This is a genomic window from Sphingomonas sp. HT-1 (assembly GCF_048568905.1).
Taxonomy (GTDB): Bacteria; Pseudomonadota; Alphaproteobacteria; order Sphingomonadales; family Sphingomonadaceae; genus Sphingomonas.
On record NZ_CP183770.1, the window covers coordinates 2,322,073 to 2,342,147 of the forward strand.

Here is a 20,075-nt window from a genome sequence, read left to right on the forward strand (position 1 = left end):
GCTAGGCGGGGGTCACCCAGCCGGCAAGTTCGCGCCCGATGATCTTGCTCAACAGCTCCATGCCCGGCGGGCTATCATTGAGACAAGGCAAATATGCGAAATCCGTTCCGCCCGCGGCGATAAAGGATTCGCGGCCGCGGATCGCCAGTTCTTCCAGCGTTTCCAGGCAATCGGCGGAGAAACCGGGCGCCACGATCGCGATGCGGCGGATACCACGGGCGGGCAGCGACTCCAGCATGGTGTCGGTCGCCGGCTCGAGCCATTTGGCGCGGCCGAAGCGCGACTGGAACGTCACGATCAGTTCGCGCCCCAGCGCTTCGCCCAGCAGCCGCCCAGTCTTGCGGCAGTGGCAATGATAGGGATCGCCCAGCTCCAGCGTACGCTGGGGCATGCCGTGGAAGCTGGCGATCACCGCATCTGGCACGAAATCGAGCGTGGCGATGCCTGCTTCCACGCTGGTCTTCAGCGCGGCGATATAAGCGGGATCATCATGATAGGGCGGAAGGGTTCGGATCGCCGGCTGCCAGCGCATTGCCGCGAGCGCGGCGAAGGCGCTGTCGTTTGCAGTGGCCGTCGTGGCCGCACAATATTGCGGATAGAGCGGCGCGATCAGGATGCGCTCGCATCCCTTCGCTTTCATCGCCGCGAGTTGCTCGCCGATCGCGGGGCGGCCATAGCGCATGGCATAGTCGACCAGCACGCCGGGGCCGAACGCGCCTTCCAAGCCCCGCGCCTGCGCTTTGGTGATCGCGGCAAGCGGGGAGCCGTCGTCGCGCCACACTTGGCTATAGGCATGGGCGGACTTCTTCGGCCGGGTCCGCAGGATGATGCCCCGCAGGATCGGCTGCCAGAGCAGCGGGGGGATTTCGACCACCCGGCGATCGGACAGGAATTCGCCGAGATAGCGCTTCACCGCGCCCGGGTCCGGCGCATCGGGCGTGCCCAAATTGGTGAGGAGCACGCCGATGCGGGCGGGCGGGATCGCGGGATGGTGGGCAGGCAGGGTCATTCGACCTCCGAAAGAAAGGGAAGACGGCGGAAGCGCGTGCCGGTTGCGGTTTGCAGGGCGTTGGCGATGGCAGGAGCGGCGGGCGGAACGGCGAGCTCGCTGACGCCGCCGGGATCCGATCCGCTGGGCACGATTTCGACCGTGATGTCGGGCGTGGTGGCGAGCGTCGGCAGGTTGCAATCGGCGAGGCTCTGCACATCGGCCACGTTTTCGCTGAAGCCGGTGGTCGCGCCGAGCGCTGCGGCGAGCCCGAAGATCAACCCGCCTTCGATCTGCTGGCGCACCAGGTCCGGGTTGACCACGCGCCCGCAATCCACCGCCGCGACCAGCCGCTCCACCACCACCTCGCGCTGCGGCGTCAGGCGCGCTTCCGCCATCACCGCGATATAGGAGCCGCGAAAAGCATGGACGGCAAGGCCCTGGCCGCTGCCTGGCTCGCCGCCCTGCCAGCCGCCCAGTTGCGCCGCGGTTTGCAGGCAGCGCGCGAGCCGCGGCTGATCGCCCAGCATCGCCATGCGGAACGACAGCGGGTCGCGATTCGCGACATGCGCCAGTTCGTCTACGAAGCTCTCGGCGAAGAAGCAGGTGTAGCTGTGTGCGCCCGATCGCCAATAGCCGGTCGGCACACCGATATCGGCGGGATGATGATCGACCGCGGCGTTGGCGATGCCATAGGCCGGCAGCGCGCCCGCTACCGCCGAAGGATCACCGCCCTTCGGCAGCGCCAGCGACGCCGCCACGACCGGATCGCCGCCGAGCAGCCGCGACGCGAGTTCGCGCCCGGTTTCCGGCGCGGCGATCTTCGCCAGCCAGGCATCGATGGTGCCTCCCTGCCCCAGCTTTGCGGTGAGCCGCGCCGCCGCCGCCGGACGGAAGCGATCCCGGCGAAGATCCTCGTCGCGCGGCCAGGTGAGCTGCACTGGACGCGCTACCGATTGCGAGACCAGCGCCGCCTGCACCGCGACCTCATGCTCCAACTTCGCACCGAACGAGCCGCCACCCAGCATGGGATGCACCACCACCCGCGCCGGATCGATGCCCAGCGCGCTCGCAGCCGCCGCGCGGGCGAGCCCCGGCGCCTGGGTAGGCAACCACAAGGACAGCCGACCATCGGCATAATCGGCGGTGCAGGTCATCGGTTCGAGCGGCGCATGGGGGGCGAGGCCCACGCGATAGTCGGCCGTCACCACCCGCGCCCCGCGAAAGGCAGCGGCAAGATCGCCGCGCGTTTCGATCCGGCTGCCGTCGCCATCCAGCGCAGCGGTGAGCGCGGCATTGATCGAATCGTCATTCACCACGGTCGCGGGCAGGCGAAAGCGCGGGCGCATCGCCTGGAGCGCGCGTTGCGCCGCCCAGCTGTTGTTCGCCACGGCCGCAACCCAGTGACGCGTAGTGACGACCGAAAGCATGCCGCGCACGCGATCGGCCGCGGCGCGATCGACATGCACCAGTTCCGTCTCGCCGACCGGCCCCTGCCGGATCGCCGCGAATACCATGCCCGGCAAGCGCACGTCGGCGGCGAAGTTGGCGCTGCCATCCAGCTTGGGCGGCGCATCGAGGCGCGGCAGCGGCTGGCCGAACAGCCGCGCGCCATCGCCGCGCAAGGGTAGCCTTGTCGGCACGGTTTCGTCCGCCGCCGCTTCCGCCAGTTCACCGAAGCCGAGCCGCTGCTTGCCGTGGATCACCACGCCATTAGCGGTGCCGCAGGACTGCCAGTCGACGCCCCAGCGCGCCGCCGCCGCCTTGCACAGCAGCACCCGCGCCGCAGCACCGGCCTGGCGCAGCGGATCCTCGAACTGCCGAACCGACGTGGAGCACGCAGTGAGCACCAGCCCGGCGCGCGCGGCATGGCTGCGCTGAAGCTGTTCGGGCAGCCCCCCCAGCGCCAGTTCGAACAGGCTGCGCGCCGCCAACGGATTGGCATAAAGCGGATTGAGCGGGGCTGGCTCCACGCCGATGCGCTGCCAATCCGCGCCCAGTTCGTCAGCAAGGATCTGCGGCAGAGCCGTATAGACTCCCTGCCCCATTTCCGCCTGCGGCACGGCGATACGGACATGCCCGTCCCGACCAATCTTGAGCCAGGCGCCGAACAGCGTTTCGCCGGGGGCTGCGCTGAGGTTGGGCGAATAGCTGCGGGGCCACAGACCCCAGGCGACCACCAGCCCCAGCCCGGCGCCACCACCGATCAACAGCCTGCGCCGATCGAACCTGATGCGGGATGCGGGTTTGCCAGCCATCGGCCCGCTCTATCGCCGTGCCGCGCACGACGCCAGCATGGGCTTTCGATCACCCTGATCGCACCCCCTTGGGTTCGGGGCGTTTTGGCTCTATCGCGGGCCCATTGTTTCTTTGCGCCGGGGATCGAACGTGCTGCCTACCCTGCTTGCCGCTGCCGGCGGACATCTGCATTTCGCCGATCTCCACCTGGATCCGGTGGCCCTCGATCTCGGTTTCTTCCAGATCAAATGGTATTCGCTGGCCTATATCAGCGGGATCCTGCTCGGCTGGCTGTACCTGATGAAGCTGCTGGCCGCGCCGGGCGCGCCGATGGGGCGGCGCCATGCCGACGATCTGGTGTTCTACGCGACGCTGGGCATTATCCTGGGTGGGCGGCTGGGCTATGTGCTGTTCTACGCGCCCGAAATGCTCAGCCATCCGCTGCAGATCCTGATGCTGTGGGAAGGCGGCATGAGCTTCCATGGCGGTGTGATCGGCACCTCGCTGGCGATCCTGTGGCTGGCGCGGCAGCACAAGCTCGATTGGCTGCGCATCCACGATTATGTCGCCTGCTGCGCGCCGTTCGGCCTGTTCTTCGGCCGCCTTGCCAATTTCGTAAACGGCGAATTATGGGGCAAACCCGGCGACATGCCCTGGGCGATCGTGTTCCCGGGTACCGTTCGCGCCGGGCTGGTGGAACCGGCGCGCCACCCCAGCCAGCTCTATGAGGCCGGGCTGGAAGGCATTCTGCTGTTCCTTGTCCTCTGGTTCTTCTTCTGGCGCAGCGATGCACGCTACCAGCCGGGCAAGCTGACCGGCATCTTCCTGCTCGGCTATGGCCTGTGCCGCTTCTTCGTCGAGTTCTTCCGCGAACCAGACCGCCAGCTCATCTGGCTGGTCGACATGACCGGCCTGCACATGGGCCAGTGGCTGTGCCTGCCGATGATCGCAGGCGGCATCCTGCTGATCGCCACTGCCAAGCGCCGCCGCAAGCGCGTGGAAGCGATCACCGGGCCGAGCGTCGCCTGACCGGACCCCGATGGCGAACGACAATCCCCTGAACGCCGCGCCCGACGAACGGCGCGACAACGCCGCCGAGCCGGCGCTGCCCGAACGGCTGGCGCGGGCGATCACGCTGGCCGGCCCGATCCCGCTATCCCAGTTCATGGGGTCGGCGAACGCGCATTATTACGCCACCCGCGATCCGCTGGGCGCGCGCGGCGATTTCACCACCGCGCCCGAAATCAGCCAGATGTTCGGCGAATTGATCGGCTTGTGGCTGGCGGACCTCTGGGACCGCGCCGGCCGACCGGCAGAGACACGCTATGTCGAGTTCGGCCCGGGCCGCGGCACCCTGGCAGCCGATGCACTGCGCGCGATGGGCAAGGCAGGCTTTACGCCGCCGGTTGATTTCCTGGAGACCAGCCCGGTGCTGCGTGCCGCCCAGAAACAGCGCGTGCCGAATGCCGAATGGCATCTCGATCTGGTCGGCCTGCCGGAGGATGCCCCGCTGCTGGTCGTCGCCAACGAGTTTTTCGATGCGCTGCCGATCCGTCAGTTGGTGCAGACCGCGCAGGGTTGGCGCGAGCGGCTGGTTGCCTGTCAGGACACGCTGTTCCTCCCGGTAACCGGCGACCGGAGCTTCAACGCGGTAATCCCGCCCGCGCTGCGCGATTCGGCGCCGGGTTCTATCCTGGAAACCTCTCCGGCCAGCGTCGCGCTGCTGCGCGCGCTCGCCCAGCGACTGCACCGCCAGGGCGGCGCGGCACTGATCATCGATTATGGCTATGAAGGCCCGGCGATCGGCGACACGCTGCAAGCGGTGCGCGGCCATGCCTTCGCCAACCCGTTCGACGCGCCCGGCGAGGCGGATCTGACTGCGCATGTTGATTTCGGCACACTGAAGGAAGCCGCCGAGGCCGAGGGGCTGACCGTGCACGGCGCCGTGACTCAGGGCGATTTCCTGAAGGCGCTGGGCATCGACGAGCGGGCCCGCGCTCTCGCCCGGGGAGCACCCGAGCGCGGTGATGCCATCGCTGCCGATCGCAACCGACTGGTTGGGGGTGACCAGATGGGATCGCTGTTCAAGGTGCTGGCGATCACCGCCCCAGGCTGGCCGGTGCCGGCGGGGTTCGCATGAACGCTCGCGACGCCACCCCCGCCGACGCCGCCGCGATTGACGCGCTGTTCCGGGAAAGCTTCACGGCGACCTTCGCGCATCTTTATGCGGCCGAGGATCTGGCCAGCTTCTTCGAACGCTTTACCGTGCCGGGCTGGGCCCAGGAACTTGCAGATCCCGGCTTCGCGTTCCGCGTGATCGAAGACGGGGAAGGGCTAGCTGGCTATTGCAAGCTCGGCCCGATCAGCCTGCCGGCGACACCCCAAGGGCCGGCGATCGAGCTGCGCCAGCTCTATCTGCGCGAGCGCGCTAAGGGCAGCGGTGCGGCCCAGGCGCTGATGGATTGGGCGCTGGCCACCGCTCGGGTGCGCGGGGCCACCGAACTCTGGCTTTCCGTCTACATCGACAACCATCGCGCCCAGCGCTTTTACGAGCGTTATGGCTTTGAGGATCGCGGACCCTATGCCTTCATGGTGGGCAACCATGCCGACGAGGATCGGCTGATGCGGCTGGCGCTGTGAGCGGCGTGGACGTCCACCGTGCCCGGGCGCTGGCTGACGTACCGCACGGCTTTCTCGGCCGCCGCGGCGGCGTGTCGACCGGGATCGTCGCGGGGTTGAACGTCGGGATCGGGTCGAACGACGATCCGGCTGCAATCGCCGAGAATCGCTGCCGTGCGGTACAAGCCGTTCTGCCGGGCGCGCGGCTGGTCACCGTCTACCAGGTCCATTCGGCCGATGCGGTGACGGTGCTCGCTCCGATCGACGAAGCGCTGCGCCCGCGGGCCGATGCGCTGGTCACCAACCAGCCGGGGCTGCTGCTCGGCATCCTCACCGCCGATTGCGCCCCGGTGCTGTTCGCCGACCGCGAGGCCGGGGTGATCGGCGCTGCTCATGCGGGGTGGAAGGGCGCGATCGGCGGTGTCACCGATTCGACGATCGCCGCGATGGAAGCCCTGGGCGCACGCCGCGAGCGGATCGCGGCGGCCGTAGGCCCCTGTATCGCCCGCGCCAGCTACGAGGTCGATGCCGGCTTCTTCCAGCGCTTCTGCGAGCAGGATCCGGCCAACGAACGCTTCTTCGCCGATGGCCGCCCCGAGCATTTCCAGTTCGACCTGGAAGCCTATGTCGTCCACCGGCTGGCGCTGGCCGGGCTGCGGACGATTGAGGCGCTGGGGCTGGATAGCTATGCGAACGAGGCGCGCTTCTTCAGCTTCCGCCGCGCGACGCATCGCAGCGAGCCCGATTACGGCCGTCAGATCAGCCTGATCGGGCTCGCGGACTAAAGGTCAGAAGCGGATCGGTATGCCCAGCAGCAGCTGGTTGCTGCTGTTGTCGACATGGGTATAGTCGAGCCTCAGCCCGACGCCTTCGGTGACGCGCCACTCCGCGCCGCCGCCCACCGCGAAGCTGCTGCTCCAGCCATGCGCGTCCTGCACCGCAAAGTTGCCGGTCAGCCGATATCGATTCCCGCCATAGCCGCCCTTGCCATAAAGCAGCAGTCGCGGCGTTGCGACGAAGCCCAGACGGCCCGTGGCGCGAAACCCAAAGCGCGGCGATTGGCCATAGCGATAACCGTCGCGGATCACTGCCTCGGGCGTTCCGCCGCCGATCGTCCCCTCCAGTTCGCCACCGATACGCCAGCGCCGGGCGATCGCAAGGTCGTAACCGGCAAAGCCACCGCCGCCAAAACCGGTATCGCGATAATAGCGGCTCGAATAGGGCCGGTCGTTCACCGTAACGTCGAGATAAAAATGATGCTCGATCATGCCGGCGTCGGCGCCGGCATAGGCTCCGGTGAACGGCGCTTGCTGCGCATGGGCAGTAGCCGCACCGAACAGCGCGGCGGTACTAACTATCAATCGCATGATAAAGCCCTCCCCTCAGAGAACCTCAAGCTATGGCGATTGAAATAAACGAATGCTGAACGAAACGACTTTTGCTCGTACTACTATTATGCCGCGTCTTCTACGCGCACTTCCGGTGGATGCAGCCGAAGTCGATTGACCTTGCGCTCGTCGGCATCGATCACTTCCAGCTTCCAGCCGCTTTCGTGTTCCAGGCATTCGCCGACTTCCGGCACATGCCCGGCAAGCACGAAGGCAAGGCCACCGATCGTGTCGACATCTTCCTCCACCTCGGCCAGGCGGGCATCAACCATCTCGGCGACGTCTTCCAGTTCGGCGCGGGCATCGGCTTCCCAGCCGCCGCCGTCGATCGGCACGATCAGCGCGGCGGGCGCCTCGTCATGCTCGTCCTCGATCTCGCCGACAATTTCCTCAATCAGATCCTCGATCGTGATCAGGCCTTCGGTGCCCGAATATTCGTCGAGCACGATGGCAAGGTGGGTCCGCTTGACCTGCATCTGGGCCAGGAGGTCGAGCGCGCCCATCGATTGCGGCACATAGAGCGGCTGGCGGATCAGCCCGGAAATGCTGGACGGATGCTCCTCGCCCTTCGCCAGAATTTCGAACACGTCCTTGATATGAACCATGCCGATGATCGTATCGAGTTCTTCGCGATAGACCGGCAAGCGGCTGTGTCCTGCCTCGGCGAAGAGCTGAACGAGCCTGGCGAAGCTTGTCTGCTCCTCCACCGCGACGATATCCGCGCGCGGCACGCCGACGTCCCCGGCATCGCGCTCGCCGAAGTGCAGCAGGTTCTTGAGCATCTGCCGCTCGATCGGGGCGAGGTCGCCGGCCGGCGGGGTGCCGCCGTCGCTCTCATGCTCCTCGATCGCTTCTTCCAGGCGCTCGCGCAGCGTTTCTTCCTGTTCCTCGCCGAACAGGAGCGCGCGCAAACTGCGCCAGATGCCGCCATTTTCGTGTCGGTGTTCAGGCGAGCCGGTACTCGGGCCCTCGTTCATGTTGGTGTTCAATCCTCGCGTACGGGATAGGGATCGTGCAGGTTCAGGGAGGCCATCGCAGCCTGTTCCATCGCCTCCATGGCTTCCGCTTCGGCATCCCCCATATGGTCATAGCCTAGCAGATGCAGCATGCCGTGGACAATGAGATGCGTGGCATGATCTTCCACTGCAACACTGCGCTCGGCCGCCTCGACCGAACAGACGCCATGGGCCAGCACGATATCGCCGAGCAATACTTCGCCATCGTCGCTGTTCTGGGTGACGGCGTCGAGCAGATCGGGCTGGATCATCGGGAAGGACAGCACGTTGGTTGGCTTGTCCTTGTCGCGATACTGGCGGTTGAGCGTATGAACTTCGTCATCGCTGGTGAAGCGCACCGCGACTTCGACGGCGGTGGGCCAGCCGCGCCATTCGGCATAGGGCGTCTGCGCGATCGCCGCCTCGACGGCGCGAAGCGCAAGCGTTTCCCAGTCGCCTTCCGGCCAGGGTGCTTCAGGGAGAGCGGCAACGTCAAGCATCAGGCGAGGTCCGTCTGGACAAAGTCATTCCCTTTGTAGAGCAAGCGGGCATTGTTCGCGACCGCGCAGGCATAGGCGAAGCAATCGCCCATGTTGAGCGCGGCCGGGTGCACGCCCTTGCCGTAGACTGCATAACTCCGGAGAGCCAGATCGGCTTCCTGCTCGCCGATCGCGACCATACGGACGCGCAGATCCTCAGCAAAGGCGAAGGTGCGCTGCGTCGCCTCGGGCAGGGTCAGTCGGTAGGCTTTGTGAAGTCCGACGATCGTTTCCCATCGTGCAACCGGCGACCAGATCGCGTCCTCGTCCAACAGCCGGGCCAGCATCATTTCGCGCTCCGGCTCGCCGCCCAGAATAGCGATGGCAGCGGATGCGTCGACGAACAGCGTCACAGATCGCCGGAGAGCGAATCGAAGAACGCTTTGTCTGCAGGGGCTTCCCGCGCCTCGGGCACGGGGAAGCGCGCGTCGAACTGCGCGAGCCAGTCGCGCGCCCGCGGCAGCGTGTCGGCATCGCTGCGCTGCTCTAGCGCCTCCACAGCAAGGCGAACCGCCTCAGTCTTGGAGAGGCCCAGCCGCGCAGCTAAACGGCTGACCCGCTCGGTCGTCTCGCTATCCTTGATGTAGAGCGATGCCACGCTGCGTCTCCAAATGGGATATCCCGAACGTAGGACGGGATATCCCGCACTTCAACCTTCCCCCTCATAGGCCGCGACGATGCGGCCCACGATCGGGTGGCGCACCACATCGCCGACGCCGAAACGCACCATCGAAATGCCCTCCACGCCTTCCAGCCGGGTGACCGCGTCGTTCAGACCCGACGCGGCCGGGCCACCGGGAAGGTCGGTCTGCTTCGGGTCGCCGCAGATCACCATCCGGCTGCCCTGTCCGAAGCGGGTGAGGAACATCTTCATCTGCATCGGCGTGGTATTCTGCGCCTCGTCGAGGATGACGAAGGCCTCAGCGAGCGTGCGGCCACGCATGAACGCGATTGGCGCAATCTCGATCTCGCCGCTCGCGATCCGCCGCTCCACCTGTTCGGCGGGCAGGCAGTCGTAGAGCGCGTCGTAAATCGGGCGGAGATAGGGATCGACCTTCTCCTTCATGTCGCCCGGCAGGAAGCCCAGTCGCTCGCCTGCCTCCACCGCCGGGCGCGACAGGATCAGCCGCTGCACGCTGCCGCTGATCAGCTGCGCCACCGCCTGCGCGACCGCGAGATAGGTCTTGCCGGTGCCCGCCGGGCCGAGCGCGAAGATCAGGTCGTTCGATGCCAGCTCGCGCATATAGTGCGTCTGCGTCACCGAGCGCGGCACGATCGTCTTCTTGCGCGTCCGGATCATGATCGAGGGCGGCGCGCTGCTGCCCGCAGGTTCCGCGCGGACGATGCCGGTGAACATCGGCTCGCTCGACATGGCGACCACCGCGTCGATAAGCCCGCCATCGACATCCTCGCCGCGGATAACCCGGCTGTGCAGCTCCTGCAGCACTTCGCGGGCGTGCGCCACCGCCTCGGCAGTGCCTTCGATCACCACCCGCTGGCCGCGCGCATGGATGTACACACCCAATCGTTCTTCCAGCATCAGCAGATTGGCGTCGAACTCACCGAAAAGCTGGGGCAGGAGCTGCGGCTTGTCGAAATTTACCTCTACCCGAGAGCGTTGACCGGGCTGGGCGGGGACAGGCTTGCGGCTCATGCGGTCCTTTCGATGCTGGGAGCGTGCGGAAAAGGCATGCGGCCCCGGCGGGGCAAACCTTGGCGAGGGGCGGAGGTTCCTTGGCGCATGATCGAAGGCGAGATTGACAGACGAACGCAGGCGGACACAAGCCCAACCTGCGTCTGCCTGCCGATAGCGCGCGGGTGTGACAAGCGGGCGACAGCCGCCCCGCCGCCGCTCAGCCGGCGTGCGGTCCCAGTTCGCGTCCACCAAGCGAGTTGGGCCCTGCGCTCACGATCTCCACCTCGATCAGGTCGCCGATCTTGGCATTCGTCTCCAGATGCACAGATTGCAGCCAGGGAGACTTGCCGATCATCTGGCCGGGACGGCGCCCAACCCGCTCGATCAGAACTGCGCAGCGCCGGCCGACGCTCGCCGCGTTGAACGCCTGCGAATGGCGGCCCAGCGCCGCCTGCAACCGCTGGAGCCGTTCGTCGGCCACTTCGGCAGGCAGATACTGATCGACCAGCTCTGCCGCCGGCGTACCCGGGCGCGGCGAATATTTGAAGCTGAAGCACTGGGCATAGCCGACGGCATCGACCAGCTGCAGCGTCTCCTCGAACTCTGCTTCGGTCTCGCCGGGAAAGGCAACGATGAAGTCGCCGGACAGCGCAATATCGGACCGCGCGGCGCGGACCCGATCGATGATGCGCAGGTACGAATCGCGCGTGTGGCTGCGATTCATGGCTTTCAGGATGCGATCGCTGCCCGCCTGCACCGGCAAATGCAGGAACGGCATCAGCTTGGCCACATGGCCGTGCGCCTCGATCAGTCCTTCGGCCATGTCGTTGGGGTGGCTGGTGGTGTAGCGGATGCGGGCCAAGCCCTCGATCCGGTCGAGCGCGACGATCAAGTCGTGCAGGCCGCGGCCGTCGTCATCGCCCCACGCGTTGACGTTCTGGCCAAGCAGCGTGATCTCGCGCGCGCCGGCATCGACCAGCGCCTTCGCCTCGTCGACAATCGCGGCATAGGGCCGGCTTACCTCGGCGCCGCGGGTATAGGGCACCACGCAATAGGTGCAGAACTTGTCGCAGCCTTCCTGCACGGTAAGGAACGCGCTCGCACCCACCTTACGCCGCGCCGGCAGCTTTCCGAACTTGCTCGCGATCGGCATGTCGGTGTCGAGGCCGAGCTTGCCCTCGGCCGCCTTGGCGACGAGGTCAGGCAGGTTATGATAAGCCTGCGGCCCGACCACCACGTCCACCTTGGCGCGGCGGGCGATCTCCTCGCCCTCGGCCTGCGCGACGCAGCCGGCCACCGCGATCATTGGCTTGCCGCTTTCGCGCAACTTCAGCCGCCCGATCTCCGAATAGACCTTTTCGGTCGCCTTCTCGCGAATATGACAGGTGTTGAGGACGACGAGATCGGCCTGGTCCGCTTCGGCGGCGACGAGGCCCTGGGCGGCCATCAGCTCGCCCATGCGCTCGCCGTCATAGACGTTCATCTGGCAGCCGTACGACTTGACGTGATAGGTCTTGGGGGTGGTCATGATCGGCGCGGCTATACGCGTGAAAGGCGGCGAAAAACAGACCTTGGGCGCTACCGCGATGGAGCACCACCGCCATCCACGTCATCCCAGCGAAAGCCGGAACCCATTGGGATCTCCGTTCAGGCTCGTGCTGGCAGCGACAGGCGAATGGATTCGGGCTTTCGCCGGAATGACCGCTTATGCGGAGCGATGGATCGCACCATCAGCCGGCGCCTTGTACCCGATCGGATCCTCCGCGAAGCGAAACGGCCGCAGCGGGTGCCCCAGCGTGCGCACCAGCGCTTCTTCGATGCGCCGCCGGCTTTCCGCTGCGATCGCCTTGCGGCCCGGGAAGTCGCGCGGATCGAAAGGCTCGAGGAAATGCACGCGAAGCCGGAAACGCTGCTTGCGCGCAAGTACCCGCCTAGCGTTGTTCAGCCCGCGCTCCTGACCGATCCAGGCAATGTCCTCGGCGGCTGCGCCGTAATCGAGCAACACCGGCTGCACCATCACGCCGGGCGGCGGCGGTTCCAGCACGCGAAGCATCGGCGTCTTGAACGGCAGCAGCGACTTGCCATCGGTCGTGGTGCCTTCGGGAAAGATCGTGACGGCCCAGGTTTCGGCCAGTGCATCCCGCAACTGGTTGATCTGTTCCGCCACGCCCATGCGGTTCTCACGCTTCACGTAAACGGTGCGGTTGAGCCCCGCGAGCCAGCCGACCAGCGGCGAGGCGCCGATCTCCGCCTTGGCGACGAAGGCTGTGCCGCTCGCCCCGCCCAATGCGAGAATATCGATCCAGCTCAGATGGTTGGAGATATAGAAAACGTCACGTTTCAGCGGCGTGCCGACACGCTTGACCTTGGCGCCGGCGATCCGTGCAGCACTGCCGAGAAACAGCCGCGGCCAGGGCGAGGGCAGCCGAACCAAGCGGAAAAGATAGTGGAGCGGCACATGGATCAGCACCGCGAACACCAGCCGCGCCACGCGGAACCACAGCCGTGCCTGCTCCGCGCCGGTCAGCCGCGTCGGCAGCCCCTGGGTGGCTTCTTCGCGGCGACGCCGGGCGCGCTCAGTTCTTGCGGTCGAGCGCAACCCCGTAAAGTTCCATGCGGTGATCGACCAGACGGAAGCCGAGCCGTTCGGCAATCTGCTTCTGCAGCAGTTCCAACTCGGGATCGACAAACTCGATCACCTTGCCGCTTTCAACATCGATCAGGTGATCGTGATGCGCTTCCGGCGCCGGCTCATAGCGGGCGCGGCCATCGCCGAAATCGTGCCGATCGAGGATGCCCGCTTCCTCGAACAGCCGCACGGTGCGGTAGACAGTAGCGATCGAAATGCCCGGATCGATTGCGGCGGCGCGCTCATAGACCTTTTCCACGTCGGGATGGTCATCTGCGTCGGAAAGGACGCGGGCGATCACCTTGCGCTGTTCGGTAATGCGCAGCCCTTTTTCGTGGCAAAGCGCTTCGAGATCGATCTTGCGAGACATGGCGTTCATGTAGCCCGATTACCGCTCGGGGAAAAGAGCCGTCTCTGCCTGAAGGATTGGCCGAGACGAAAGCGCCGGCCCGGGAGCATTCCCCGCGCCGGCGCTCGCAACTGCGGATCCTGGGGGATCGAAGCGATCAGCGCGTCTTGCGACGCTTGGTGCCGAGGCCGATCTTCTTCGCCAGGCTGCGGCGCTGCTCGGCATAGTTCGGCGCGACCATCGGATAATCGGCGGGCAGGTTCCACTTGGCGCGGTACTGCTCCGGCGTCATCTGATAGTGCGTCATCAGGTGACGCTTCAGCATCTTCAGCTTCTTACCGTCTTCGAGACAGACGATATAGTCCGGCTTGACAGACGCGCGCACCGAAACCGCGGGCTCCTGCTTCACTTCCGGCTCGGGCTGCACCGTGCCAAGGCCGGTCAGCGCGCCGTGAACGTTCTGGATAAGCTGCGGAAGATCCGAAACCGCGACGCTGTTATTGCTGACATGCGCAGCAACAATATCGGCGGTCAGTGCAATAAGCGTTTCGTGAATCTCAGATGAAGCTTCCATGATATTCCTTTCGACCCGTTTTGATGGCGACTATCAACTGTGTCACCTGATACGCCCTATCGTGCCACGCCGAACGAATGGCAAGAGATGAAGTCGCAAGTCCAGCAAATTTTTATCGTAGCGATCGTGCCAATGTGAGAGCATCGAAAGATTGGCCGGTAGTTCCACGATAATAGCCGCGCCTTTCACCAACCTTGCCAAAGCCCTCGCGATGATAAAGCTGCATCGCATCATTGCCGGCTCGCACCTCCAGATGCAATTTCACGGCACGACGATTGCGCGCTTCGGCAATGACCGCGCGCAGCAAGGCGCCGCCGATGCCGCGACCGCGCGAATCCGGGTGCGTCGCCAACAGCAGCAGTTCGGCCTCGTCGAGCATCGCCCGCGCCATCGCGAAGCCGCAATCCTTGCCGTCGACACTGGCGATCGTCAGCCAGACACCGGAAAGCGCCAGCATGCCCATGCACTGGGCGGAGGTCCATGCCTCGCCATATTGCGGATCGAAGGCCGCGTGCATGATGCGACCGACCGCGGCGAGATCCTGCGTCCCGCCTTCGCGCAACTCGATGAGCGACGCTTTCATATTCATGCCAGTCCGCGCTCCGCCAGCGTTTTCGCGTCCGGCGCCCGCCCGTACAGAGGCCGCGGTGCAAGTGCCGCGAAATCGGCTGGCAGCAGCACCGCATCGGCGGCACGCGGCAAGGCCTCGCGCAGGTCCAGCCCTTCCGCCAGCGCAGCAAGGCGCCGGGTGCCGCTGCCGATCGCCGGCCGACCGTCCAGCCCCTGCAGCGCCGCTTGCGGAAGCATCGACGCGAGCGGCCCGGTCTCCATCAGCGGATCGGCGCTGAAATGCTGGACGAACACTTCGCCATGACCGCCTTCCAGAACCACCGCCAAACGATCCAGCTGGGCATCTTCGGCAAAGGCGGCGGCGGCGATCAGTGCAAGCGACGAATATCCCCGGACCGGCACGCCCCAGCCGATCGCCAGGCCGCGCGCCGCGGCTAGGCCAACGCGCACACCGGTGAAGCTGCCGGGGCCGACATCGACCAGAATCGCATCGGCGCGCCCGCCGCCGGGCAGTTCGGCGATCATCGGGATCAGCCGTTCGGCGTGCCCGCGGCCGACCACTTCATGCCGTTCGGCGAGCACGGCACCATCCACCAGCAATGCCACCGAACAGGCGGCCGTGGCGGTTTCGAGGATGAGCAGTCGCGGGGCTTCAGCCATTGCCCCGCGCTAGCCAGAAGTACCGCAAAAGGTCAAATCACCCGGTTGAAGCGATCAAAGCCGGGGCGCGGCGACCGATCATGCAATGTCGACGGATCGCCCACGCCCAATGTCGAGATGAAGTTCGACTTCACGCCAGGCTGGTCGGCGAAAAAGGCCTCGTCCACCTTGGCATTGTCGAAGCCCGACATCGGCCCGGTATCGAAGCCGAGCGCCCGCGCCGCAATGATGAAATAGGCGCCCTGGAGCGACGAATTGCGGAAAGCCTGTTCGCGACGACCTGCTTCCGTGGGGAACCAGTTCTTCGCCTCGGGCGCGTGCGGGAAGAAGTCGATCAGATGATCGTGGAAATTCATGTCATAGGCGATGATCACGCTGGCGGGAGCCTTGCGGATCTTTTCGGCATTGCTGCCGCTTGCGAAACCGGCCAGCTTGTCCTTCGCGGGCTGGCTCAGCAGCCAGACGAAACGGGCGGACTGTTGGTTGACGGAGGTGGGTCCCATCTTCAGCAGATCGTAGATGCGCGCGACATCCGCCTCGGTCACCGGTGCATCGGTATAGCCGTTATACGTGCGCGCAGTGCGGAAGATGGTGTCGAGCGCGGCGTCGTCGAGCGGCTGGCCCATGGCGTACGGATCCTTGATTCGGGAAAGCAGGAAACGGAGGGAGCGGCGCTCAGACGGCGCGCACCTCGGTCACTTCGGGAACATAGTATTTCAGCAGCTGCTCGATACCGTTCTTCAGCGTCGCGGTGGAAGAAGGGCAGCCGGCGCACGCGCCCTGCATCTGCAGATAGACTTTGCCCTGGTCGAAACCGCGATAGATGATGTCGCCGCCGTCGTTGGCTACGGCCGGGCGGATCCGGGTATCGATCAGTTCGCGGATCTGGGTAACGATATCGGCATCCTCCGGATTGTCCCCGAAGTCGGCGCTTTCCGGCGGGACACTGAATCCGGCGGCGGAGCCCTGCGCGAACAGCGGCATGTTCGCGGAGAAATGATCGAGCAGGATGCCGAGCACGTCGGGCTTCAGCCCCGCCCAATCGACGCCGGGCGCCGCCGTCACCGAGATGAAGTCGCGGCCGAAAAATACCCCGGTGACGTCGCCCAGGCCGAACAGCGCATCTGCAAGCGGCGAAGCCTCCGCTTCTTCCGGGCTTGCGAAGTCGCGCGTGCCGACCTCCATCACCGCCCGGCCGGGCAGGAACTTGAGCGTGGCAGGATTGGGGGTGAGTTCGGTCTCGATCAGCATGGCGCTCACATGGGACGAAGGTGCCGCAGGATCAAGCTGCACCCTGATATGCCCAGCCAAAGATGCGCTATCCGGCGCCGGCGAGCACCGCTTCCACCCATTGGGGCACCAGCACGCCGGCCGGCCCCATCCGGCTTTCGTCGAACCAGTGGCTGCCGCCCGACGGCTCCAGGTTCATCTCCAGCGTCTCAGCACCATAATGCCGTGCGGTGCGCACGAAGCCCGCCGCCGGATAAACCGCACCCGAGGTACCGATGGAGACGAACAAGTCAGCCTCTGCGAGCGCCGCTTCGATCCGCTCCATCTGATACGGCATTTCGCCGAAGAACACGATGTCGGGGCGCAGGGCGAGCATCCCGCAATGGGGGCATTCGCTTTCGGGGGGGAGCGCGTCGGTCCAGCGCTCGCGAATGCCGCACGCAGCGCACAGGGCAGACAGAAGTTCGCCGTGCATGTGCAGCAGCCGGGTCGCGCCGGCGCGCTCGTGCAGATCGTCGACATTTTGGGTCACGATCAGCAGCTCGCCCGGCCAGGCAGCATCGAGCCGTGCCAGCGCCTGGTGCGCGGCATTGGGCTGCACCCCCGCCAGCGCTTCGCGCCGCAAATCATAGAAGCGATGCACCAGCGCCGGATCCCGCGCCAGCGCCTCTGGCGTGCAGACATCCTCCACCCGATGCCCCTCCCACAGTCCACCCGGGCCGCGGAAGGTGGCGACGCCGCTTTCTGCCGAGATGCCGGCACCCGTTAGGACGACGATGTTGCGCGTGTTCGGCATGGTTTCTCCCCTTCGCCCCGAAGCGGCTAGCGGATCAACGCCGCATTGCCGGATATGCTCAATCTGCGCTGGCCCGCGCATCCATGCACGGCGGGCCGCACAAGAAAAAGGCGAAGGATCCGTAAAAATAGCCTCTGTCGTTCCGCTACGGGATCGTGCAACAGCGCGGCCCATGACGAGTATCGGCATCTTCGGCAGCATGGGGCGGATGGGCCAGGCGATCAGCGCCGCCCTTCCCGAATTCGGCGCGCAGGCGGCGGGCGGCGTGGACGTGGGCGACGATCCCGCCGCGCTGGCACGCAAGGCCGATGTGATCGTCGACTTCTCGGCGCCGGCCGCGCTCGAGGCGAATCTCGCTGCCGCCCGCGCTGCACGTACCCCGATCGTGATCGGCACCACCGGCCTTGCCGAGCGCCACCACCGCATGATCGATGCCGCCGCTGCCGAGATCGCCGTGCTGCAGACCGGCAACACCTCGCTCGGCATCGGCCTGCTCTCGCGTCTGGTGCAGGAAGCGGCCCGCCGGCTCGGCCAGGATTGGGACATCGAGATCGTCGAGATGCACCATCGCAACAAGGCCGATGCCCCCTCCGGCACCGCGCTGATGCTCGGTGCGGCCGCGGCGGAGGCAATGGGAACCACGCTGGCCGAAGCAGGCGTCAGCGACCGTGCCGGCCTCACTGGCCCCCGTGCCGCCGGCACGATCGGCATGGCCAGCCTGCGCGGCGGATCGGTGATCGGCGACCATAGTGTCGTCTTCGCCAGCGACGGCGAGCGAATCGAACTGATCCACCGCGCCGACGATCGCGCGATCTTCGCCAAGGGCGCGATCCGCGCCGCGCTCTGGCTCGCCGGCCGAGAGCCGGGCCGCTACACGATGGATCAGGTACTCGGCGTGTGAAGAAGGCAGCGGTCGTCGAGTTCTTCGCGCGGCTGGCGGCGGACAATCCGCACCCGGAGACGGAGCTCGAATCCGTCAACACCTTTACGCTGCTGGTGGCGGTGGTGCTCTCCGCCCAGGCAACCGATGCTGGCGTCAACAAGGCGACGCGCGCGCTCTTTGCGCAGGTCGACACGCCCGAGAAAATGGTGGCGCTCGGCGAGGCAGGGTTGAAGGAGTACATCAAGACGATTGGCCTGTTCAACACCAAGGCCAAAAACGTCATCGCGCTCTCTGAAGCGCTGATCCGCGACCATAACGGCGAGGTCCCCGCCGATCGCGACGCGCTGGAACAGCTACCGGGCGTCGGCCGCAAGACCGCGAACGTGGTGATGAACGTGGCGTTCGGCGCAGAGACCTTCGCCGTCGATACGCACCTGTTCCGCGTCTGCAACCGTACCGGACTCGCCCCCGGCAAGACTCCGCTGGCGGTGGAGCTGAAACTGGAAAAAGCGGTACCCCAGCCCTTTCGCATGCACGCGCACCACTGGCTGATCCTGCACGGCCGCTATGTTTGTAAGGCACGAACGCCCGAATGCTGGCGCTGCCCCGTCACCGATCTTTGCGCCTTCAAAGCGAAAACCCCACCGCCGGGGCGCAAGGCGGCATAAGCTTTCCTGCACCGGAAACGCGCCGCCTGCCGAAACGGGCTGGCCTTCCCCGAATTGCTTTGCTAGGCGATCCCCCCACGCACCCGTAGCTCAGCTGGATAGAGCGCTGCCCTCCGAAGGCAGAGGCCACAGGTTCGAATCCTGTCGGGTGCGCCAGCTTCTTGAATCGTGTTCAGAACAGCGGCGCCCCGGGTGGCGCGCATCGTCCCGGGGATGCGGCTCGCCGCGCGCGTTGTTTGACACCGTCGCCCGGAGTCTGCGGCCTGCAGGAGCGGAGATCAGGCTGCAGGACGTGGCAATGCCCGCCGTCTGCGTACGGGACTCCGTCCGGGCGGGCCGTATCTCTATTCTATCCTGCCCCACCTACAACGCGCGGGTCGACCTTGTGGTCCGCCTTGGTGGTCGCTCGTGTTGAGGCCCTGAGCGCAAACGGGCTGAGCGACGGACACTTGCCTGCACGAACCACGGCGCATCGCTTTAGCGTCGTGGAACCGGCGCGGCTTCGAGACCCAGCAGGCGGTCCAGCGACCAGGCGCCAGGCCCGGCGGCGATTACGGGGAGGAGCAGGCCGGCCCAGCTGAGATGCGTCGGCCAGGCATCGGGGTAGACGAAGAGCTGGATCACCAGCGTCATGCCCAGCAGCGCCAGCGCCGCAGGCCTGGCGAACAGTCCCAGCACGAGGAGGATGGGGAAGAAATGTTCCGAATAGGTCGCCACATGCGCCGCGATCCAGGGCGGAACGAGCGGCAGCGCATAGTCGGTGCCGAAAAGCTCCAGGGTGGAATCGGTGATCGTCAGCCCGCCTTCCACCTTGGTGCGCCCCGACAGGAAAAAGATGGAAGCAACGCCGAGGCGCGCGACCAGCAGCAGCAGCGATGGCGGCAACAGGCGCGCGGCGATGCCGCCGGCGTGCATGTAGAGATTGGCGACGGATCGCATGGCGGGCTCCGAAACAGGGAAAAGACGCCCGGCCCAGGGGGAGGCCGGGCGCGGGCGTCACGCCTTGGGGGTGAGCGATCCGTTACCCTTGGGCGTCTTGATCGAGGTGCAGGTGCCGGCTTTTACCAGCTTCCAGGCATTGCCCTGATAATTGCGGGTCGAGGTGCCCGCGCAGCTGGTGCCGGCGCCTGCCTTGCAGTCGTTCTTGCCGGCCAGCGCAACGCCGTAGCATTTCTCCATCTTGGGCTGCTGTGCTTGCGCAGCGGCGCCGGCAATGCCGAGCGCGACGGAAGCGGCCAAGGCGGCGGACGTCTTAATCATCGATAGCTCCTTGCACGGACCTCGCGCGCTGCAGCGATCCAGGAAGGAGAGCC

General features: G+C 66.1%; 25 protein-coding genes and 1 tRNA gene. 7 read left to right on the forward strand and 19 right to left on the reverse strand.

Going from position 1 to position 20,075, the window contains the following annotated elements:
* Position 1: 1 nt before the first annotated feature.
* Both hemH and ACNFJ7_RS10715 read right to left on the reverse strand, forming a co-directional pair.
* A complete protein-coding gene (gene hemH, locus ACNFJ7_RS10710; protein ID WP_019368371.1) occupies positions 2–1,009 on the reverse strand; it encodes a ferrochelatase in 1,008 nt (335 codons plus the stop codon).
* On the reverse strand, positions 1,006–3,246 hold the full coding sequence (locus ACNFJ7_RS10715; protein WP_050990127.1) for a xanthine dehydrogenase family protein molybdopterin-binding subunit: 2,241 nt from the start codon (positions 3,244–3,246) through the stop codon (positions 1,006–1,008). The genes hemH and ACNFJ7_RS10715 overlap by 4 nt, the downstream gene beginning before the upstream one ends.
* A gap of 130 nt (positions 3,247–3,376) precedes the next feature.
* On the opposite strand from ACNFJ7_RS10715, the gene lgt reads away from it, so the two are divergent.
* The 4 genes from lgt to pgeF are packed head-to-tail and all read left to right on the forward strand — an operon-like array spanning position 3,377 to position 6,630.
* Positions 3,377–4,255 carry a prolipoprotein diacylglyceryl transferase gene (lgt, locus tag ACNFJ7_RS10720; protein WP_026008930.1) on the forward strand — a complete coding sequence of 293 codons (879 nt, stop codon included), beginning with the start codon at positions 3,377–3,379 and terminating at the stop codon, positions 4,253–4,255.
* 10 nt (positions 4,256–4,265) lie between these two features.
* Positions 4,266–5,366 carry a class I SAM-dependent methyltransferase gene (locus tag ACNFJ7_RS10725; protein ID WP_019368368.1) on the forward strand — a complete coding sequence of 367 codons (1,101 nt, stop codon included), beginning with the start codon at positions 4,266–4,268 and terminating at the stop codon, positions 5,364–5,366.
* Positions 5,363–5,866 (forward strand): GNAT family N-acetyltransferase, encoded by a 504-nt coding sequence (locus ACNFJ7_RS10730; protein WP_019368367.1) that lies wholly within the window; start codon positions 5,363–5,365, stop codon positions 5,864–5,866. Before ACNFJ7_RS10725 ends, ACNFJ7_RS10730 begins: the two co-directional genes overlap by 4 nt.
* Positions 5,863–6,630: a peptidoglycan editing factor PgeF gene (pgeF, locus tag ACNFJ7_RS10735; RefSeq protein ID WP_019368366.1), complete on the forward strand. Its 768-nt coding sequence runs from the start codon at positions 5,863–5,865 to the stop codon at positions 6,628–6,630. The genes ACNFJ7_RS10730 and pgeF overlap by 4 nt, the downstream gene beginning before the upstream one ends.
* A gap of 3 nt (positions 6,631–6,633) precedes the next feature.
* On the opposite strand, the gene ACNFJ7_RS10740 is transcribed toward pgeF, so the two are convergent.
* The 15 genes from ACNFJ7_RS10740 to ACNFJ7_RS10810 all read right to left on the reverse strand — a co-directional run bounded on the left by ACNFJ7_RS10740 (position 6,634) and on the right by ACNFJ7_RS10810 (position 17,211).
* Positions 6,634–7,212, reverse strand: coding sequence for an outer membrane beta-barrel protein (locus ACNFJ7_RS10740; protein WP_019368365.1), 579 nt, complete (start codon positions 7,210–7,212; stop codon positions 6,634–6,636).
* An 86-nt stretch (positions 7,213–7,298) separates the two neighbouring features.
* Entirely contained in the window at positions 7,299–8,210 is a 912-nt protein-coding gene (locus ACNFJ7_RS10745; protein ID WP_026008928.1) for a hemolysin family protein, read from the reverse strand.
* Positions 8,211–8,218: 8 nt separating this feature from the next.
* Positions 8,219–8,728, reverse strand: coding sequence for an rRNA maturation RNase YbeY (gene ybeY, locus ACNFJ7_RS10750; RefSeq protein ID WP_019368363.1), 510 nt, complete (start codon positions 8,726–8,728; stop codon positions 8,219–8,221).
* Positions 8,728–9,120 (reverse strand): type II toxin-antitoxin system VapC family toxin, encoded by a 393-nt coding sequence (locus tag ACNFJ7_RS10755; protein ID WP_019368362.1) that lies wholly within the window; start codon positions 9,118–9,120, stop codon positions 8,728–8,730. Before ACNFJ7_RS10755 ends, ybeY begins: the two co-directional genes overlap by 1 nt.
* Positions 9,117–9,365 carry a type II toxin-antitoxin system VapB family antitoxin gene (locus ACNFJ7_RS10760; RefSeq protein WP_019368361.1) on the reverse strand — a complete coding sequence of 83 codons (249 nt, stop codon included), beginning with the start codon at positions 9,363–9,365 and terminating at the stop codon, positions 9,117–9,119. Before ACNFJ7_RS10760 ends, ACNFJ7_RS10755 begins: the two co-directional genes overlap by 4 nt.
* Positions 9,366–9,416: 51 nt before the next feature.
* A complete protein-coding gene (locus ACNFJ7_RS10765; RefSeq protein ID WP_019368360.1) occupies positions 9,417–10,421 on the reverse strand; it encodes a PhoH family protein in 1,005 nt (334 codons plus the stop codon).
* Positions 10,422–10,620: 199 nt separating this feature from the next.
* Positions 10,621–11,931, reverse strand: a complete 1,311-nt coding sequence (gene miaB, locus ACNFJ7_RS10770; RefSeq protein ID WP_019368359.1) for a tRNA (N6-isopentenyl adenosine(37)-C2)-methylthiotransferase MiaB — start codon at positions 11,929–11,931, stop codon at positions 10,621–10,623.
* 177 nt (positions 11,932–12,108) lie between these two features.
* Entirely contained in the window at positions 12,109–13,002 is an 894-nt protein-coding gene (locus tag ACNFJ7_RS10775; RefSeq protein ID WP_019368358.1) for a 1-acyl-sn-glycerol-3-phosphate acyltransferase, read from the reverse strand.
* Entirely contained in the window at positions 12,980–13,402 is a 423-nt protein-coding gene (locus tag ACNFJ7_RS10780) for a Fur family transcriptional regulator (RefSeq protein WP_026008925.1), read from the reverse strand. The genes ACNFJ7_RS10775 and ACNFJ7_RS10780 overlap by 23 nt, the downstream gene beginning before the upstream one ends.
* Positions 13,403–13,538: 136 nt before the next feature.
* Positions 13,539–13,955, reverse strand: a complete 417-nt coding sequence (locus tag ACNFJ7_RS10785; protein WP_019368356.1) for a MucR family transcriptional regulator — start codon at positions 13,953–13,955, stop codon at positions 13,539–13,541.
* A 112-nt stretch (positions 13,956–14,067) separates the two neighbouring features.
* The gene (locus tag ACNFJ7_RS10790) at positions 14,068–14,538 is read right to left on the reverse strand and encodes a GNAT family N-acetyltransferase (protein ID WP_019368355.1); all 471 of its coding nucleotides are present in this window, start codon (positions 14,536–14,538) and stop codon (positions 14,068–14,070) included.
* 2 nt (positions 14,539–14,540) lie between these two features.
* Positions 14,541–15,185: a tRNA (adenosine(37)-N6)-threonylcarbamoyltransferase complex dimerization subunit type 1 TsaB gene (gene tsaB / locus ACNFJ7_RS10795; protein WP_019368354.1), complete on the reverse strand. Its 645-nt coding sequence runs from the start codon at positions 15,183–15,185 to the stop codon at positions 14,541–14,543.
* A gap of 32 nt (positions 15,186–15,217) precedes the next feature.
* Positions 15,218–15,811, reverse strand: a complete 594-nt coding sequence (locus tag ACNFJ7_RS10800) for a malonic semialdehyde reductase (protein WP_019368353.1) — start codon at positions 15,809–15,811, stop codon at positions 15,218–15,220.
* Between the two features lie 49 nt (positions 15,812–15,860).
* Positions 15,861–16,436 (reverse strand): NifU family protein, encoded by a 576-nt coding sequence (locus ACNFJ7_RS10805; protein WP_019368352.1) that lies wholly within the window; start codon positions 16,434–16,436, stop codon positions 15,861–15,863.
* Positions 16,437–16,503: 67 nt separating this feature from the next.
* Positions 16,504–17,211 carry an NAD-dependent deacylase gene (locus ACNFJ7_RS10810; RefSeq protein ID WP_019368351.1) on the reverse strand — a complete coding sequence of 236 codons (708 nt, stop codon included), beginning with the start codon at positions 17,209–17,211 and terminating at the stop codon, positions 16,504–16,506.
* Positions 17,212–17,383: 172 nt separating this feature from the next.
* Here ACNFJ7_RS10810 and dapB point away from each other — a divergent pair, with 172 nt between their 5' ends.
* The 3 genes from dapB to ACNFJ7_RS10825 all read left to right on the forward strand — a co-directional run bounded on the left by dapB (position 17,384) and on the right by ACNFJ7_RS10825 (position 18,918).
* Positions 17,384–18,112 carry a 4-hydroxy-tetrahydrodipicolinate reductase gene (gene dapB / locus ACNFJ7_RS10815; protein WP_019368350.1) on the forward strand — a complete coding sequence of 243 codons (729 nt, stop codon included), beginning with the start codon at positions 17,384–17,386 and terminating at the stop codon, positions 18,110–18,112.
* Positions 18,109–18,762: an endonuclease III gene (gene nth / locus ACNFJ7_RS10820; RefSeq protein ID WP_019368349.1), complete on the forward strand. Its 654-nt coding sequence runs from the start codon at positions 18,109–18,111 to the stop codon at positions 18,760–18,762. The genes dapB and nth overlap by 4 nt, the downstream gene beginning before the upstream one ends.
* 79 nt (positions 18,763–18,841) lie before the next feature.
* Positions 18,842–18,918: transfer RNA gene (locus ACNFJ7_RS10825), tRNA-Arg, on the forward strand.
* A 321-nt stretch (positions 18,919–19,239) separates the two neighbouring features.
* Here ACNFJ7_RS10825 and ACNFJ7_RS10830 read toward each other — a convergent pair.
* Together ACNFJ7_RS10830 and ACNFJ7_RS10835 are read right to left on the reverse strand one after the other, a co-directional pair.
* Complete coding sequence (locus ACNFJ7_RS10830; RefSeq protein ID WP_019368348.1) at positions 19,240–19,701, reverse strand: DoxX family protein; 462 nt, start codon at positions 19,699–19,701, stop codon at positions 19,240–19,242.
* Positions 19,702–19,758: 57 nt separating this feature from the next.
* Positions 19,759–20,022, reverse strand: a complete 264-nt coding sequence (locus ACNFJ7_RS10835) for a DUF2282 domain-containing protein (protein ID WP_019368347.1) — start codon at positions 20,020–20,022, stop codon at positions 19,759–19,761.
* Positions 20,023–20,075: the final 53 nt, after the last annotated feature.